The sequence below is a fragment of the Ruegeria arenilitoris genome (genome assembly GCF_013031355.1).
Taxonomy (GTDB): domain Bacteria; phylum Pseudomonadota; class Alphaproteobacteria; order Rhodobacterales; family Rhodobacteraceae; genus Ruegeria; species Ruegeria arenilitoris_C.
Map to the genome: position 1 here is coordinate 719,284 of NZ_WPZO01000001.1, position 15,927 is coordinate 735,210.

Here is a 15,927-nt window from a genome sequence, read left to right on the forward strand (position 1 = left end):
TGTGCAGGCAATGCGAATCCCGCTAACCTTCCCTTGATCCGTGGGGAGGTTTTCAATGCTTTACGATTACGATCTAGGTTCTTATTCCTGTCCGGTCAGCACATCCTCGCCCGAGGCGCAGCTCTGGTTCGATCGGGGCTTGATCTGGACCTACGGCTATAACCACGAAGAAGCCGTTGTCTGTTTTCAACGCGCGGCTGACCACGACCCGGGTTGCGCCATGGCCTTTTGGGGCATCGCCTATGCGGCCGGTCCGAACTACAACCTGCCGTGGGATTTGCGCGATGCCAACGGCCAGCAAAAGGCGCTGGCGCAGGCCTATGATGCCGCGCAACAGGCGTTGGCTTTGCTGGACAGTTGCACTCCGGTCGAACAGGCCCTAATCCGCGCCCTGCCCGCCCGATATCCACAGCGTGACCCGATTGAGGATATGCACAACTGGGATCACGATTTCGCCGATGCCATGCGCGCCGCCTTTGCCGAGCAACCCGATCACCTGGACCTGCGCACCATCTATGTCGAGGCGTTGCTGAACCTGACCCCTTGGCAGATGTGGGACCTGAGCACCGGCCAACCCTCCGAAGGAGCCGCAACGCTTGAGGCGCAGAAGGCGTTGGAAGACGGGATGGCCAACGATCCCGCTGCCATGTCTCATCCGGGTCTGCTGCACCTCTATGTGCATCTGATGGAGATGTCGCCGACCCCCGAAAAGGCGCTCAAGGCCGGCGATGTGTTGCGCACACTGGTGCCTGACGCAGGCCATCTGGTTCATATGCCCACCCATATCGACGTGCTGTGCGGGCACTATCACAACGTCGTTTACTGGAACGAAAAGGCCATCGAGGCCGATGTGAAATATTACGAGCGTGAAGGCGCGTTCAACATCTATACCGGCTATCGCCAGCACGATTATCACTTTGTCATCTATGGCGCGCTGTTTCTGGGCCAGATGGAACCGGCCCTGCGCGCCAATCAGGGGATGTGGGACACCACGCCCGAAGACATGCTGCGCATCGAAAGCCCTCCGATGGCGGATTATTTCGAAAGTTACATGTCGATGGGTCCGCATATCCTGATCCGCTTTGGCCGGTGGGAAGAGGCCAAGGCGTTGGAGCTGCCCTCGGATCCCGACCTCTATCGCACGCTGACCGCGACCACCCATTATGCCCGTGCCATCGCCCATGCCGCCACCGACCAGGTCGCCGAGGCAGAGTCCGAGGAGCAACTCTTCCTCTCCGCTAAGGCCTGCGTCCCCGAGACCCGTCTGCTGCACAACAACCGGGTTGTCGATCTGCTAGAAGTCGCCCGGGAAATGCTGCGTGGTGAAATCGAATACCGCAAAGGCAACTATGAGATCGCCTATGCCCATCTGCGCCGCTCGGTCGAGCTGGATGACACGCTGCCCTATGACGAGCCGTGGGGCTGGATGCAGCCCACTCGCCACGCGCTGGGGGCGTTGCTGTTCGAGCAGGGGCACGCGGAAGAGGCCGAAGCGGTCTATCGCGAGGATCTGGGGCTGGGCGGCACGCTCAGCCGCGCCTCGATCCATCCGGACAATGTCTGGAGCCTCAAGGGTCTGCATGACTGCCTGAAAGCGCGTGGTGAAACCGTTGAGATCGTGCAGATCAAACAACGGCTCGATCTGGCGCTGGCCCGGGCTGATCGCGCCGTCGGGGCCTCGTGCTTCTGCGCACAAGCTGCAATGAGGGCTGCCGAATGAGATACATCCTGTTGTTGGCCGCCCTGCTCTGCGGGCCCGCACTTGCGGATCGGCAGTCCTTTCCTCCGGTCGATCAGGCCGCGCAGGACCCTTCGCTGGTGGCCTTTCGCGATGCACTTTTGGCCAAGGTAGCCGCGCGGGATACCGAGGCAGTGGTCGCCGTGGCCTGCCCGGACATCTACCTGAGCCACGGCGGAAACGGCGGCCCGGAAGAGTTGCACGCCAATCTAATCCTAGACCCGGAAACCCTGTCAGAGGAGTACCGCAAAGACGCGGACACCCTGCGTGAGGCGTATTGGTCCGACCTAGAAAGCACCCTCTCCCAAGCCGGTTATTTCGATGATGAGGGCGAATTCTGGATGCCGCACCAGTGGCAGATCACCCTGCCTGCCACGCTGGACCCGTTCATGGCTTACTATGTCACTGGATCAGACGTGGCACTGCGGCAGTCGGGTGATCGCAACGCGCCGACCCTGGGCCTTATCAGCCACGAGATCGCAATCATCCGCGAATTTCAGGACGGCGCTGCCTATCAAAAGGTGCTGCTGACCGACGGAACGCAAGGTTACATGCACAGCGATTACCTGTGGCCCATGACAGGCCACCGCGCCGCGTTCGTGAAATCGGACGCGGGCGAATGGCAGCTGTGCACCTTTGTCAGCGGAGATTAGGCCTTGGCCTTTTTCTTCTCGGCCACGACCTTTTCCGCCAGATCACGCGCGATGGCAAAGGCCCCTTTGATTTTGTCGCTATCCTTCTTCCAATCGCGGCGCACGACGATCTTGTTGTCCTTGACCTTGGCCAGCCCGCGCTGGTTCTGGATGAATTCGACCAGCCCCTGAGGCGATGCAAACTTGTCATTGTGGAACTGGATAGTGGCCCCCTTCGGCCCGCCGTCCAGTTTTGCAATTCCCGCGCGTTTGCACATGGCCTTGATGCGGACGACCAGCATCAGGGTGTTCACTTCTTTCGGCAACGAACCAAAACGGTCGATCAACTCGGCGGCAAAGCCTTCCAGTTCGACCTTGGTCGAAAGCGAGGACAGGCGGCGATAGAGGCCCAGACGCACATCCAGATCGGGCACGTAATCTTCGGGGATAAGAACTGGGACGCCCAGATTGATCTGCGGCGCCCATTGGTCATCGGCGTCCGACAGCCCCTCCATCTCACCGGCTTTGATCTTGGCAATCGCCTCTTCCAGCATCGACTGGTAAAGCTCATAGCCCACGTCGCGCATCTGGCCCGACTGTTCTTCGCCCAGAAGATTACCGGCACCACGGATGTCCAAATCCTGCGAGGCCAGTGTGAACCCGGCCCCTAGCGTATCCAACGAGCCCAGAACGCGCAGGCGCTTCTCGGCTGTTGCGGTCAGTTTCTGGCGCGGCTTGGTGGTCAGATAGGCATAGGCTCGCGTCTTCGAGCGCCCCACTCGACCACGGATTTGGTAAAGCTGCGAAAGACCGAACATATCCGCCCGGTGCACAACCATTGTGTTCGCTGTAGGAATATCCAGCCCGCTTTCGACAATCGTCGTGGCCAGCAGCACGTCATATTTTCCGTCGTAGAAGGCGTTCATCCGGTCGTCGAGCTCGCCCGCAGCCATCTGCCCGTGCGCCACCACATAGGTCAGTTCCGGCAGTTGCTCTTTCAGAAACTCCTCGATCTCGGGCAGGTCCGAGATGCGCGGGACCACATAGAAACTCTGTCCCCCGCGATAGTGTTCGCGCAGCAGCGCCTCGCGGATCGTGACCGCGTCGAACTCGCTGACATAGGTGCGGATCGCCAGTCGGTCGATGGGCGGCGTGCCAATGATCGACAGGTCGCGTACTCCGGTCAGCGACAGCTGCAGCGTCCGCGGGATCGGGGTGGCAGTCAGGGTCAGGACGTGGATATCCGAACGCAGTTGTTTCAACCGCTCTTTATGACCGACGCCGAAATGCTGCTCCTCGTCGATGATCAGCAGGCCGAGGTTGTTGAACCGTACGCCCTTGGCCAGCAGCGCATGGGTGCCGATGACGATATCCACCGTGCCGCGCGCCAACCCGTCGCGGGTCTGCTGTGCCTCTTTGGTCGAGACAAAGCGCGACAGCTGCCGAACCTCCAGCGGGAAGCCCCGGAAACGGTCCTTGAACGACGCCGCGTGTTGGCGGGCCAACAGCGTGGTTGGTGCGACGACCGCGACCTGCACCCCGGACATAGCGGCGACAAAGGCCGCGCGCATCGCTACTTCGGTTTTGCCAAAGCCCACATCGCCGCAGATCAGACGATCCATCGGCGCGCCGGAGTGCATGTCCTCCATCACCTCGGAAATTGCACGCAACTGGTCGTCGGTTTCCTGATATGGGAAACGGGCGCTGAATTCCTCCCACGCGTGGGGCGGCGGGTCCATGACCGGAGCTTTGCGCAAAGCACGCTCGGCGGCGATGCGGATCAGCTTATCCGCCATCTCGCGGATGCGCTCTTTCAGCTTGGCTTTCTTGGCCTGCCATGCACCACCGCCCAGACGGTCCAGCAATCCTTCGTCATGACCGTATTTCGACAGCAGCTCGATGTTCTCGACCGGCAGGTAGAGCTTGGCCTGTTCGGCATATTCCAACAGCAGGCATTCGTGGGCGGCACCGGCAGCCGTGACGACCTCCATCCCCATATAGCAGCCAATGCCGTGATCCACATGCACCACCAGATCACCGGGAGACAGGGATTGCGTCTCAGTCAGGAAATTCTCGGCCTTGCGGCGTTTCTTGGGTTGGCGGATCAGACGGTCGCCCAGCACGTCCTGTTCGGCAATGACCGTCAGGCCGGGGGTTTCGAAACCATGCTCCAGCGCCCAAACAGCCAGATGCAACCCACGCTTGCCAACGCGTGTACCGTCGGTGACTGGGATGGCCTCGGCCAGACCTTCGTCTTCGATCAACCCGGTCAGGCGTTCCCGCGCACCTTCGGAATAGGAGGCAATCAGCACCGGGCCCTTAGACATCTTGTCGGTGATATGCCCGGCCAGCGCGCCAAACAGACTGATGCTTTCCTGCTGCCGTTCCGGCGCAAAGCTGCGCCCGATCCGACCGCCCGCATCAATCACGCCCGGGCCGCTGGCCTGTGGCAGAGGGCTGAACTGCAGCACCCGCCGATCGCCCACCGCCTGGTCCCAGGCGGCATCGTCCAGATAGAGCAGACCGGGCGGCGTGGGCTTATACACCGTGTCCATGCGCGAGCGGTTCTCCAGCGCCAGCCGCCGGGTTTCATACTGATCGGCAATCGTATCCCAGCGCGCAAGCCGCGCTGGCGTGACCTGATCGTCCACGGTAATGGTCGCATCCGGCAGGTAGTCGAACAGGGTTTCCAGTTTCTCATGAAAGAATGGCAGCCAGTGTTCGATCCCCTGATGTTTCCGGCCTGCACTGACGGCCTCGTACAGCGGATCATCAGTACCCGCCGCGCCGAACTCGATGCGATAGTTCTGGCGGAAACGGGTTATGGCGGCATCGTCCAGAATAACCTCGGAAACCGGGGCGAGTTCCACCACGTCCAACTTCTCGGTCGTGCGTTGCGAGACCGGATCGAACCGGCGCGCGCCGTCCAGAACGTCGCCAAACAGGTCCAGACGCACGGGGCCGGACTCACCGGGCGGAAAAATGTCGATGATCCCGCCCCGGATGGCATAATCGCCGGGTTCCATCACCGTCGGGCTTTGCGTGAACCCCATCCGCACCAGAAAGTTCCGCAGCGCGGTTTCATCAACGCGGTGATCGACGCGCGCGGTGAACGCGGCCTCTCGCAGAACGTCCCGCGCGGGTACCCGCTGAGTCGCGGCGTTCAGAGTGGTCAGCAGCACGAACCGGTCCGGCATCTGATGCACCAGCGCCGCCAGCGTCGCGACGCGGGCCGCTGCAATATCTGCATTGGGCGAGACCCGGTCATAGGGCAGACAATCCCAGCCTGGGAAAACAAAAACCGGCATGTCTGGCGCAAAGAAGGCCAGTGCGGCCCGCATCGCCTCCATCCGCTTGTCGTCGCGGGCAACGTGACAAACCGGCCCGCCGGAACGCGCGATCTCGTTCAGGACAAGCTGCGCGTCAAACCCCTCGGGGGCGCCGCCAACAGTTACGTGGTTCGGAGCCGTCATCGCCTAGCCTTTCCGAATTTTCTACCCCAGAACCCCAATCGAGAAGTTCTGATACATACCCCAAAGCGACGTAATCAAAATCGAAATCATACCAATAATCTGCGTGTAAACTCGGCAGCGTGTCAAAACCTTGCCGACGAACTCCAGCGATCCGTCACCGCGCCGCAGTTTATGCGCGGCCCTGATGTTGATGAGCGTCACCAGACACATCGGAAACAGCAGCAAAAATACGGCCTGAGCAAACTCGACCCCATAGTAAAAGCCAAGCATCGCCAGTCCGGTGAAGAAGAAGCAGCTCAGCCCCAGAATGATCAATCCGGATTTGTCGACGATGAACAGGATGCGGTTACCGTTGATCCGGACGATATCCAGCAGATCCTGCTCGGTCTGCCCTCCGACTCGGCGGGCGCGTACCAGCAGATCGAACGGGACACCCATCGCCCAGTGGCTAACCGTTGACCACAGCACAGCCAGAACGATCCAATACCACAGATTCGAAAAGCTGCGCATGTCGATGATTTCGAAAAGCGAAGAGTATAAGTCCAAGCGTCAGCCCTTTGTTCCCAGTCCTGATGGGCTTTTTCGCATAGGTGCGTTGATCCTAACCCTTGAGACCACGTGGAATTCATGCCACCCAATGCGAAAATATTCAAGGAGAGCGCGACATGAAACCGACCATCGCCCCCTATCCCCTGACCCGGTTCCGCCGGGCGCGCCAATCACAGGCTGTTCGCGGGCTTGTTCGGGAAAACACGCTGACTACAGATGACCTGATCTGGCCGGTCTTCGTGCGCGACGGCGAGGGTGTGGAAGAGCCAGTGCCCTCGATGCCCGGCGTGGTGCGCCGCTCGGTCGATCTGATCGCCAAAGCTGCGGTTGAGGCGCAGGCGATGGGCATTCCGGCCATTTGCATCTTTCCCTACACCGATCCCAGCCTGAAGACCGAGGATTGCGCCGAGGCCTGGAACCCAGACAACCTTTCCAACCGCGCCATCCGCGCGATCAAGGCTGCGGCCCCCGATATCGCGGTGATGACCGATGTGGCGCTGGACCCCTACAACGTCAATGGGCATGACGGTTACGTCGTCGATGGCGAAATTGTGAACGACAAGACGGTCGAGGCGTTGGTCAAGATGACCCTCGCGCAGGCAGAAGCCGGGGCCGATATCATCGGCCCGTCCGACATGATGGACGGCCGCATCGGTGAGATGCGCCGGGCACTGGAATCGGCAGGACATCAGAACGTGATGATCCTCAGCTATGCCGCGAAATACGCCAGCGCCTTTTATGGACCGTTCCGCGATGCGGTGGGGGCCTCGGGCGCGCTGACCGGCGACAAGAAGACCTATCAGATGGACCCGGCCAATTCGAACGAAGCCCTGCGCCTGATCGAACGCGACCTGACCGAGGGCGCCGACATGGTGATGATCAAGCCGGGGATGCCCTATCTGGATATCTGTCGCCGCGTGAAGGACGCCTTTGGCGCACCGACCTATGCCTATCAGGTGTCGGGGGAATACGCGATGATCCAGGCCGCCGCACAGAACGGTTGGATCGATGGTGAGAAGGTGATGCTGGAAAGCCTGCTGGCGTTCAAGCGCGCAGGTTGCGACGGCATCCTGACCTATTTCGCGCCCGAGGTCGCCCGCATCCTGCAGGGCTAAAACCCCAGATTGTCGCAATTTTTCGCCGATTGTGATCTGCGGTCACGCAGCTTTCCCGTGACACGCAGCCGCAATCGGCGTATTCTTGCACATAAGATCGGGAACACCCGACATATCAGGCAGTAGTACAGAGAAAAAAACATGAGCAGTTCCAACGCACCCCGACTGAGCCGTCGTGGCTTTGCCTTTGGCATGGCCGGTTTGACGGTAACCGCAGCCTGCGGCAATGGCGTCGGCAGTTCCAACGCCGCCAAAATCGATGCGCGCGTCGACGCCACGCTTGCCGAGATGTATGCGAAATATCCCAACACGGTTGAGATCGCCAACAAAGCCACCGGCATGTTGGTTATGCCACTGATCACCGACGCCGGATTAATCTTCTTTGGCGGCGCCTACGGCCAGGGCGCGTTGCGCATTCAGGGCGCAACGGTTGATTACTATTCCGCAGTTTCCGGAACCGCGGGCCTGCAAATCGGCGCCCAGCAATATGCACACGTCCTGTTCTTCATGACGCAGGACGCACTGAATGATTTCCGCCGCTCCAGCGGATGGACCGCCGGTGCTGACATTGGCTATGTCGTTGATGCAACAGGAAGTTCCCTGTCCACGGACACAACGACGCTGCGCTCGCCTGTGTTGGCAGTCGTATTCGGGCAAGCCGGTTTGAAATTCGGCGCCACCGTCGAAGGCACCAAATACACACGGATCATTCCGTAACTCCGGGCTACCACGCGCCCCTCGAACGGTCCCCGCCAACAGCCCCACTGTGGCGGGGTTTTTCATTTATAGTTCTGGAAACAGGGATATTCCCGGGCTGTTCCTCTTTCGGTCAGCCCGGCCATCCACTAATCTTGCCGAAATCGAAAATGGATCGGGATTAAAGACCACAAATGGGTTTCGTTTTTCGCTGGCTGTTGCGTCTCACAACAGGTCTGGTCCTGCTGGCTCTTGCCGCTGTGGCACTGGTGTATTTTCTGGCCAGCCAATCGCTGCCGGACTACGATCAGACTGTTGAAGTCAATGGTCTGAGCGCCCCGGTCGAGATCATCCGCGACACGGCAAACGTCCCCCATATTCTGGCCGAGAATGATCCGGACGTATTCTTTGGTCTTGGCTACGCCCACGCGCAGGATCGCCTGTGGCAGATGACCGTGATGCGCCGCACCGCACAGGGCCGCCTGTCCGAAGTTTTCGGTACCCGAACCCTTCATATCGACAAGCTGCTGCGTCGTCTGGACCTGTACGGGCTGGCCCACCGCTCGGTCGACGTTCAGGACGATTACACCAAGGCCGCACTGCGGGCTTATGCCGCCGGGGTGAACGCGCGACTGGATGAGATCAACGAAGCCGCCCTTGGCCGCGGCGCGCCCGAGATGTTCCTGTTCAACGCGCCCGTGTCCCCGTGGCAACCCGGCGACAGCATCGCCGTGATCAAACTGATGAGCCTGCAACTGTCCGGCCATCTTGAGGACGAAGTTCTGCGCGCCCGTACTTCGCTGATGCTGAACGATCCCGCGCGGCTGGCCGATATCCTTCCGGATGTTCCGGGCGCCGGTATCGCAGCCCTGCCCGAATATGCTGCGCTATTTCCTGGCTTGCCCCGCTATGCCCGCGGTACACCGATGCCCGACAGCCCGCTGTCGCCCTTCCCCAAACGCGGGCTGGCCGGGGCGTCAAACGCCTGGACCGCGGCCCCTTCGCGCTCGGCCAGCGGTGGCACGTTGCTGGCCAATGATCCACATCTAGGCCTCACCGCGCCGGGCATCTGGTATCTGGCCCGGCTGGAACTGGCCAAAGGCGGCGTAATCGGCGCGACCGTCCCCGGCATTCCCGCCATTATGGCCGGGCGCAGTGATCGGCTGGGCTGGGGTCTGACATCCTCGTATCTGGACGATCAGGATGTGCATATCGAGCAACTGAACCCGGAAAACCCCGAGGAATACCTGACGCCTGACGGCTACAAGACATTCCGCTCCCGTCCTTCGATCATCGAAATCAAGGACGAGGCCCCGATCACCCTGACTCTGCGCTGGACGGAAAACGGCCCGGTCCTGCCCGGCAGCCACTATAATCTTGAGACGATCACACCACCGGGCCATGTCGCGTCACTGTCGTGGACGGCGCTCAGCCCTCGCGATACGTCGATGACGGCGTCGATGGCGCTGATGAATGCCGACACTGTCCGGCAAGGCATCGACGCGGCCGAGCTGTTCATCGCGCCCTCGCAAAACCTGTCACTGGTGGACAAGGACACGATCGGCCTAAAGCTGATCGGAGCCATGCCGAAACGCGACCTGCGCAACCAAAGCCGGGGCCGCATCCCGACACCCGGCTGGCTGGCCGAAAACCTGTGGCAGGGCCGCCTGCCCTATGCCGACAACCCGGAATTCGTGGCTCCTGTGGGGGGCATTCTGGGCAACACCAACAACAAGATCATCGACCGCCCGTTCCCTGAACATGTGTCCTATGAATGGGGCGACACCCAGCGCGTGCACCGCTGGGAACGCCTGATGCAATCGCGCGAGGTCCACACGCGCGACAGCTTTATCGAGGCGCAGCTGGATACCGTCAGCTTCACCGCGCGCTCACTGCTGCCACTGATCGGGGCCGACCTTTGGTTTACCGGAGCCTCCGCCCCCGAGGGTACGCCCGAACGCCAGCGCCAGATCGCCCTGTCTCTGCTTGCCGAGTGGAACGGCGAGATGAACGAACACCTACCAGAGCCGTTGATCTATGCCGCGTGGCTGCGGGCATTGCAGATCCGGCTGATCTCGGACGATCTCGGGCCGCTGGCTGCCGAATACAAGCATGTCGAGCCGCTGTTTATCGAACGTGTTTACCGCGATATCGATGGCGCATCGGTCTGGTGTGACGTGCGCCAGAGTGCTCCGACTGAAACCTGCACAGACATGGCGCGGTTGGCTCTGGACGACGCACTGATCTGGATTTCCGAGAACTACGGCAGCGCTCTGGAGTCCCTGCGCTGGGGCGACGCGCATCAGGCCACCCATGATCATCCGGTTCTGGGTACCGTCCCGGTGCTGCGCTTCTTTGTGAACATCCGCCAATCCACCAGCGGTGGTGACAACACCCTGCTGCGCGGGCGTACCTCGGGTGAAGGCAAAAACCCGTTCCTAAACGTCCACGGTGCAGGCTACCGCGGGGTCTATGACTTTGCCGATCCGGACAGCTCGGTCTTTATCACTGCCACCGGTCAGTCGGGCCATTTCCTGTCGCGATACTACGACGATCAGGCGCAGTTGTGGCGGCGCGGAGAGTACATCCCCATGTCGCTGGACCTCGATCTGGCGCGCGCCGCTGCTGTTGGTGTGACGAACCTGATCCCGCGCTGATTTCGCCTGTTTCGGCAGGACCTTGCCCCTTTTTTTGGGTGCCGTGGACGCCGACCCGCCTTTTCGCCTACGATCTGGGCACCAAAGGGTTGGGACCAGGGGGCACAAATGGCAAGTATACGGGATAGGCTGAACAATCTCGCACGCGACTACGCTATCGCCTGGAGCTCGGGCGACCCGAATGCCGTAGCCGATTTCTTTGCGCCCGATGGGCAGATGGTTATGAATCGATCCGAGACGTTGCAAGGTCGGGCGGCAATCGCCGAGATGGCGCGCGGGTTTCAATCCGATTTCCCCGATCTTGAACTCCGCTGCGATATGATGCGGTGGGCTGGTCATCACGCGATCTTTGTCTGGACGTTCGAAGGCCATCACGCGAAAACCGGCAACTATGTCCTGACGCGCGGATGGGAAGAATGGGACCTGAGCGAAAACCACAAGGTGTTGTTCTCGAAGGGATGGTTCGATGTCGAGGATATGCAACGCCAGATCGACGGCGCCTGACCTCTAAAGCGCCGCGAACTGTGCCGACTGCTTATCGGTCCAAAGCACAGTGATCTCAAACCCGTCCTCGGTCTGCTTTTCGGACCGCACCACATCCTGCCGGAACAACCATGCGCGCTTATTGCCCTCGGCAAAGCCCAGTGTCAGCGTCTCTTCGTGGCGCGCGCCCTGCAGCTTGGTGGCAATCTCAGCCAGCAGAGGGTCAACTCCCTCTCCGGTCACCGCAGAAATGGCAAAAATCGACGGATCTCGGTCAGCACGTTTAAAGGCGGCCTCACGCTCGTCGTCATTCAGCAGGTCGATCTTGTTCCAGACCTCCAACCGGAGTCGTTCGTCATCGACACCCAACGAGGTCAGGATCGCCTCGACATCCTGTGCCTGCGCGTCGGTCTCTTCGTGGCTGATATCCCGGACATGGACGACGATATCGGCGCCCAGAACTTCTTCCAGCGTTGCCCGGAAGGCCGCGACCAGTTCCGTCGGCAGGTTCGAGATGAACCCCACCGTATCCGACAGGATCACCTCGGGGCCATCGGGCAGTTCGACCCGGCGCATGGTCGGGTCAAGCGTGGCGAAAAGCATGTCCTTGGCCATCACATCAGCCCCGGTCAGGCGGTTGAACAGTGTGGACTTACCGGCGTTGGTATAGCCCACCAACGCAACAATCGGATACGGCACCTTGGCCCGCGCGGCGCGATGCAGCGTGCGAGTTTTGACCACCTTCTGTAACTGGCGACGCAGACGCACCAGTTGCTCGTCGATGGCGCGGCGGTCAGCCTCGATCTGAGTTTCACCGGGACCACCGACAAATCCCAAACCGCCCCGTTGACGTTCCAAGTGGGTCCAGGCCCGCACAAGGCGCGTGCGTTGATAGCTGAGCGCAGCCATCTCGACCTGCAAAACACCCTCTCGGGTGCGGGCGCGGTCGCTGAAAATCTCCAAAATCAACCCGGTCCGGTCGAGGATTTTGACCTTCCACGCCTTTTCAAGATTGCGCTGCTGAACCGGTGAAACCGGGCCATCGATCAGCACCAGTTCAATCTCGTTGTCGTGCAGACGCTCGGCCAGTTCCTCGATCTTGCCACTGCCGAACAACAACCCCGGCTGGGCACGTTGCAGGCGCACGATCTCAGACCCGATCACATCCAGATCGGGCAACGCGGCGGCCAGGGCGACCGCCTCTTCCAGCGCCGGTTCGGGGACGCGGCGCTGTTCATCTGATTTGATTTCCGGATGCAGCACCCAGGCCCGGGTGCGCGTCCTGTCATGTTCCATCAAGAGGCGTCTTCGCCCTCATACAGGCTGATCGGCTGCGATGGCATGATGGTCGAAATCGCGTGCTTATAGACCAGCTGCGACTGTCCGTCGCGGCGCAGCAACACGCAGAAATTATCGAACCAAGTGATCACGCCCTGCAATTTCACACCGTTGATCAGGAAAATTGTGACCGGTACCTTTGCTTTCCGTACATTGTTCAGGAACGCGTCCTGAAGATTCTGTCTGTCCGAAGCCATATTTTATTATCTCGCCGTTGTTCTTGCTACGCGCTGCGGACCAACGCGCTCCCTCTGGCTGAGTATGGAGTGGAGTTAACAGAGTTTCCAGATCAAAAATCAGGCATTGCGCAACTGTTTAATCTTAGTCCCGCCAGAGGCTTGGCGTAATCAATGCAATGATCGCCAGCGTTTCCAGCCGCCCGATCACCATCGCCGCGCACATGGTCAGCTTGGCCCCGGCAGACAGGTCCACGACCCGGATCGGAATATCTGTCGCCAGTTCGATCAACGGACCCGTGGTGCTGAGCGACGCGACGGTCAGCACCATGGCCTGCTCGAACCCTGCCCCCATCAAGCCAAGCAAAAGGTTAAACAGCGCGGCCGTCAGCGCGAACATCATCAGAAATATCCAGGCGATGAACGCACCGTCGCTTTGGATGCGCCGGTTGCCGCCGCCCTCGCCACTGACCGATGAGGGATAGATCAGGCGGTCAATCTCGCGCGCGCCGTTCAGGTACAGCGCGAACACCCGCAGCAATTTGACCCCGCCCGCGGTGGTCGCGACGCCACCGCCGATCAAGGCCAGTCCGATCAGGATCAGACCGGGCGTACCAAGCCCCGATAGCTGCTGTGCGTCATTCCAGTTGGCGCTTTCGAACCCGGCGGTGGTCAGGAAGGACAACGCCGTAAACACCATACCCCAGAACACCTTGACGGCATCGGTCGGGTTCAGCGTACCGCCGATTTCGTTGACCCCGGCCCACACGCGGAAGAACAGCAACGTGGCAACGGCAATCACGATCAAAAGGCCGATCCGAAATTCAGGGTCCTTGTCCAGCCGCGAATACCCCGTTGTGGCCGTATCCGTGGAAAAGGTCAGCCGCGACAACGCGAAGAATAAGAACAGGAACAGGATCGCCTCACCTGTGATGCCGGCCTGCGCCCCCTCGAGCCCGCCTACCGGCGAAATACCGGACGTGGCCATCGTGGACATGGCATGGCAGATGGCGGTCAGCCCCTCCTCGCCCGCGATCACCAGCAGCAGCCAGATCACCGCCGTCAGCCCTGCATAAACCGGAGTCAGTGTCAGCGTCACCCGGATCAGACGCCCGCGCGGATCGACCTTTTCGCTTTGCGCCACGCCCGAGACCGGACGGCCCGGCTGCCCGCGCGCGGTTACCTCGAATCCGCCCAGAGACAGCGGCGCCAGGATCGCTGCCGCCGAAATCCACATCAATAGACCGCCCATCCAGCCCACCAACGCACGCCACAAATGCAGCGGAGCCGTCAGGCGGTCGGGATCAGGGAAAATGTCGGCGCCCGTGGTCGTCAGCGCGCTGACCATATCGAAATAGGCGTTCAGAAACGTCGTGTTCCCCAAGGCATCATGCAGCGGAATGGCAAGGAACAGCGGCAGGACGGTGAAACAGCCCAACAGCACCGCCAGTTGCCCCAGCGTTCCCCGGCGAGGCACCCGGCTGGATGACGCCATCGCAATCGTCGCCACCACGAATAACCCCAGCAGGCCAGAATAGAAAAACGACCGCGAGGCATCGTGGTTATTCAGCGCCAGCGCATAGATCGCGGGAATCCACATCGACAAGGACACGACACCCCAGATCAGCAAAAACAGCGGCAAACGCCGCACCAGCCCGATCCGTTGTGTCCCCGCGCGTATCATCAGAAGAAATCGATCGAAACCTGCATCAGCCGTTCGACCTCGGGGACGTCCTTGGCCATGGCAAAGATCGCCAACACGTCTTTTTCCTCGATCCGCAAGCTACCGGTGGGGCGCAACAAGTCATCGCCCTTGCGCACCGCACCCACCAGAACACCTTCGGGGAAGTCGATATCGCGCAGTTTCTGTCCGGCCATAGGAGAGGTCGACAACACTTCGGCCTCGATCACTTCGGCCTCGGCATCGCCGATGGAATAGACCTGACGCACACGCCCGTGCCGGATGTGCCGCAGGATCGAGCTGACCGTGGTAGCGCGCGGGTTGATATAGGCGTCGATCCCAAGCGGGCCCATCAGCGCCACCATGCTGGGATCATTGATCAGCGCAATCGCCAGCGCGCAGCCTTCAGCCTTGGCGCGGACGGCGGCCAGCATGTTGGCGCGGTCGTCATCGGTGACCGCCAGCATCGCATCCGCGCGCTCAATCCCGGCCTCGCGCAGCAAGGCCGCGTCCAGACCATCACCGTTCAGAACAATTGTGCGTTCCAGCGCCTCGGCAGCCAGTTCGGCGCTTTGACGGTCGCGCTCGATGATCTTGGCACGCACCCGGCTTTCGCGTTCTTCCAGCGTTCGCGCGACCTCAAGCCCGACGTTGCCGCCGCCTACGATCACAACGCGATCCTGTTTCTTTTGCGTCTTGCCAAAGACCTCCATCGTGCGGTCCACGTCTTTGACGTTGGTAAAGACATAACATTCATCGCCGACAAACAGCTGGTCCTCGGATTCCGGGGCAAACAGGCTGCCGTCGCGCCGGACGCCCACGACAATCGAGCTGAGCGTTGAAAAAAGATCCGTCAACTGACGCAAAGGCGTGTTTATGATCGGGCAGTCCTCGTCGATGCGGATGCCCAGCAGCTGCGCCTTGCCGTCCATGAACATTTCGGTGTCGAAGGCCGAAGGCGCAGACAGGCGGCGCATGGCGGCGGCGGCCACCTCGCGTTCGGGGCTAATCACCACGTCGATGGGCAGGTGGTCGCGGCGGTACAGGTCCGAGTGGATCGCCTCGAGGTAGGATTTCGACCGCAAGCGCGCGATCTTGCGCTGGATCGAGAACACCGAGTGCGCCATTTGACAGGTGACCATGTTCACCTCGTCCGAATGGGTTGCGGCGATGATCATGTCGGCATCCCGAGCCCCTGCCCGGTCCAGAACATCCGGATAGCTGGCAAACCCAGCGATCCCCTGCACATCCAGCGTCTCGGTCGCGCGGCGCACAAGGTCGGGGTTGTTGTCCACCACCGTTACGTCGTTGAGTTCGCCCGACAGGTGCCGTGCAATCTGCCAGCCAACCTGACCGGCACCGCAAATTATGACCTTCATGTTTTTGGCC

General features: G+C 60.9%; 12 protein-coding genes. 6 read left to right on the plus strand and 6 right to left on the minus strand.

The genetic code is table 11. The annotated features are described in order from the left end of the window. Positions 1–55: 55 nt before the first annotated feature. Positions 56–1,720, plus strand: a complete 1,665-nt coding sequence (locus GOX63_RS03545) for a tetratricopeptide repeat protein (protein ID WP_170325117.1) — start codon at positions 56–58, stop codon at positions 1,718–1,720. Then, positions 1,717–2,391, plus strand: a complete 675-nt coding sequence (locus GOX63_RS03550) for an SH3 domain-containing protein (RefSeq protein WP_170325118.1) — start codon at positions 1,717–1,719, stop codon at positions 2,389–2,391. The genes GOX63_RS03545 and GOX63_RS03550 overlap by 4 nt, the downstream gene beginning before the upstream one ends. On the opposite strand, the gene mfd is transcribed toward GOX63_RS03550, so the two are convergent. Continuing rightward, entirely contained in the window at positions 2,388–5,843 is a 3,456-nt protein-coding gene (gene mfd, locus GOX63_RS03555; protein ID WP_170544788.1) for a transcription-repair coupling factor, read from the minus strand. The two genes, GOX63_RS03550 and mfd, sit on opposite strands and share 4 nt — an antisense overlap. Positions 5,844–5,864: 21 nt before the next feature. After that, entirely contained in the window at positions 5,865–6,389 is a 525-nt protein-coding gene (locus GOX63_RS03560; RefSeq protein ID WP_170325120.1) for a component of SufBCD complex, read from the minus strand. 119 nt (positions 6,390–6,508) lie between these two features. Between GOX63_RS03560 and hemB the strand changes: the two genes are divergently transcribed. The 4 genes from hemB (at position 6,509) to GOX63_RS03580 (ending at position 11,364) form a co-directional block, all read left to right on the plus strand. Further along, complete coding sequence (gene hemB, locus GOX63_RS03565; RefSeq protein ID WP_170325121.1) at positions 6,509–7,507, plus strand: porphobilinogen synthase; 999 nt, start codon at positions 6,509–6,511, stop codon at positions 7,505–7,507. 141 nt (positions 7,508–7,648) lie between these two features. Then, positions 7,649–8,224 (plus strand): YSC84-related protein, encoded by a 576-nt coding sequence (locus GOX63_RS03570; RefSeq protein WP_170325122.1) that lies wholly within the window; start codon positions 7,649–7,651, stop codon positions 8,222–8,224. A gap of 173 nt (positions 8,225–8,397) precedes the next feature. Next, positions 8,398–10,860: a penicillin acylase family protein gene (locus tag GOX63_RS03575; RefSeq protein WP_170325123.1), complete on the plus strand. Its 2,463-nt coding sequence runs from the start codon at positions 8,398–8,400 to the stop codon at positions 10,858–10,860. A 108-nt stretch (positions 10,861–10,968) separates the two neighbouring features. Continuing rightward, entirely contained in the window at positions 10,969–11,364 is a 396-nt protein-coding gene (locus tag GOX63_RS03580) for a nuclear transport factor 2 family protein (RefSeq protein ID WP_170325124.1), read from the plus strand. 3 nt (positions 11,365–11,367) lie between these two features. Here the strand turns inward: GOX63_RS03580 and hflX are convergent, their stop codons facing one another. From hflX to trkA, 4 genes are all read right to left on the minus strand, one after another. Next, on the minus strand, positions 11,368–12,639 hold the full coding sequence (hflX, locus tag GOX63_RS03585) for a GTPase HflX (RefSeq protein WP_170325125.1): 1,272 nt from the start codon (positions 12,637–12,639) through the stop codon (positions 11,368–11,370). After that, complete coding sequence (gene hfq / locus GOX63_RS03590) at positions 12,639–12,878, minus strand: RNA chaperone Hfq (protein ID WP_010440340.1); 240 nt, start codon at positions 12,876–12,878, stop codon at positions 12,639–12,641. The genes hflX and hfq overlap by 1 nt, the downstream gene beginning before the upstream one ends. A gap of 124 nt (positions 12,879–13,002) precedes the next feature. Further along, positions 13,003–14,541 carry a TrkH family potassium uptake protein gene (locus tag GOX63_RS03595; RefSeq protein ID WP_170325126.1) on the minus strand — a complete coding sequence of 513 codons (1,539 nt, stop codon included), beginning with the start codon at positions 14,539–14,541 and terminating at the stop codon, positions 13,003–13,005. Beyond that, complete coding sequence (gene trkA, locus GOX63_RS03600; protein WP_170325127.1) at positions 14,541–15,917, minus strand: Trk system potassium transporter TrkA; 1,377 nt, start codon at positions 15,915–15,917, stop codon at positions 14,541–14,543. The genes GOX63_RS03595 and trkA overlap by 1 nt, the downstream gene beginning before the upstream one ends. Between the last annotated feature and the right edge of the window lie 10 nt (positions 15,918–15,927).

Coding starts and splice junctions, on each gene's coding strand:
- GOX63_RS03545 (WP_170325117.1), top strand. CDS start 56: ATGCTTTACGATTACGATCTAGGTTCTTATTCCTGTCCGGTCAGCACA.
- GOX63_RS03550 (WP_170325118.1), top strand. CDS start 1,717: ATGAGATACATCCTGTTGTTGGCCGCCCTGCTCTGCGGGCCCGCACTT.
- mfd (WP_170544788.1), bottom strand. CDS start 5,843: ATGACGGCTCCGAACCACGTAACTGTTGGCGGCGCCCCCGAGGGGTTT.
- hemB (WP_170325121.1), top strand. CDS start 6,509: ATGAAACCGACCATCGCCCCCTATCCCCTGACCCGGTTCCGCCGGGCG.
- GOX63_RS03570 (WP_170325122.1), top strand. CDS start 7,649: ATGAGCAGTTCCAACGCACCCCGACTGAGCCGTCGTGGCTTTGCCTTT.
- GOX63_RS03575 (WP_170325123.1), top strand. CDS start 8,398: ATGGGTTTCGTTTTTCGCTGGCTGTTGCGTCTCACAACAGGTCTGGTC.
- GOX63_RS03580 (WP_170325124.1), top strand. CDS start 10,969: ATGGCAAGTATACGGGATAGGCTGAACAATCTCGCACGCGACTACGCT.
- hflX (WP_170325125.1), bottom strand. CDS start 12,639: ATGGAACATGACAGGACGCGCACCCGGGCCTGGGTGCTGCATCCGGAA.
- hfq (WP_010440340.1), bottom strand. CDS start 12,878: ATGGCTTCGGACAGACAGAATCTTCAGGACGCGTTCCTGAACAATGTA.
- GOX63_RS03595 (WP_170325126.1), bottom strand. CDS start 14,541: ATGATACGCGCGGGGACACAACGGATCGGGCTGGTGCGGCGTTTGCCG.
- trkA (WP_170325127.1), bottom strand. CDS start 15,917: ATGAAGGTCATAATTTGCGGTGCCGGTCAGGTTGGCTGGCAGATTGCA.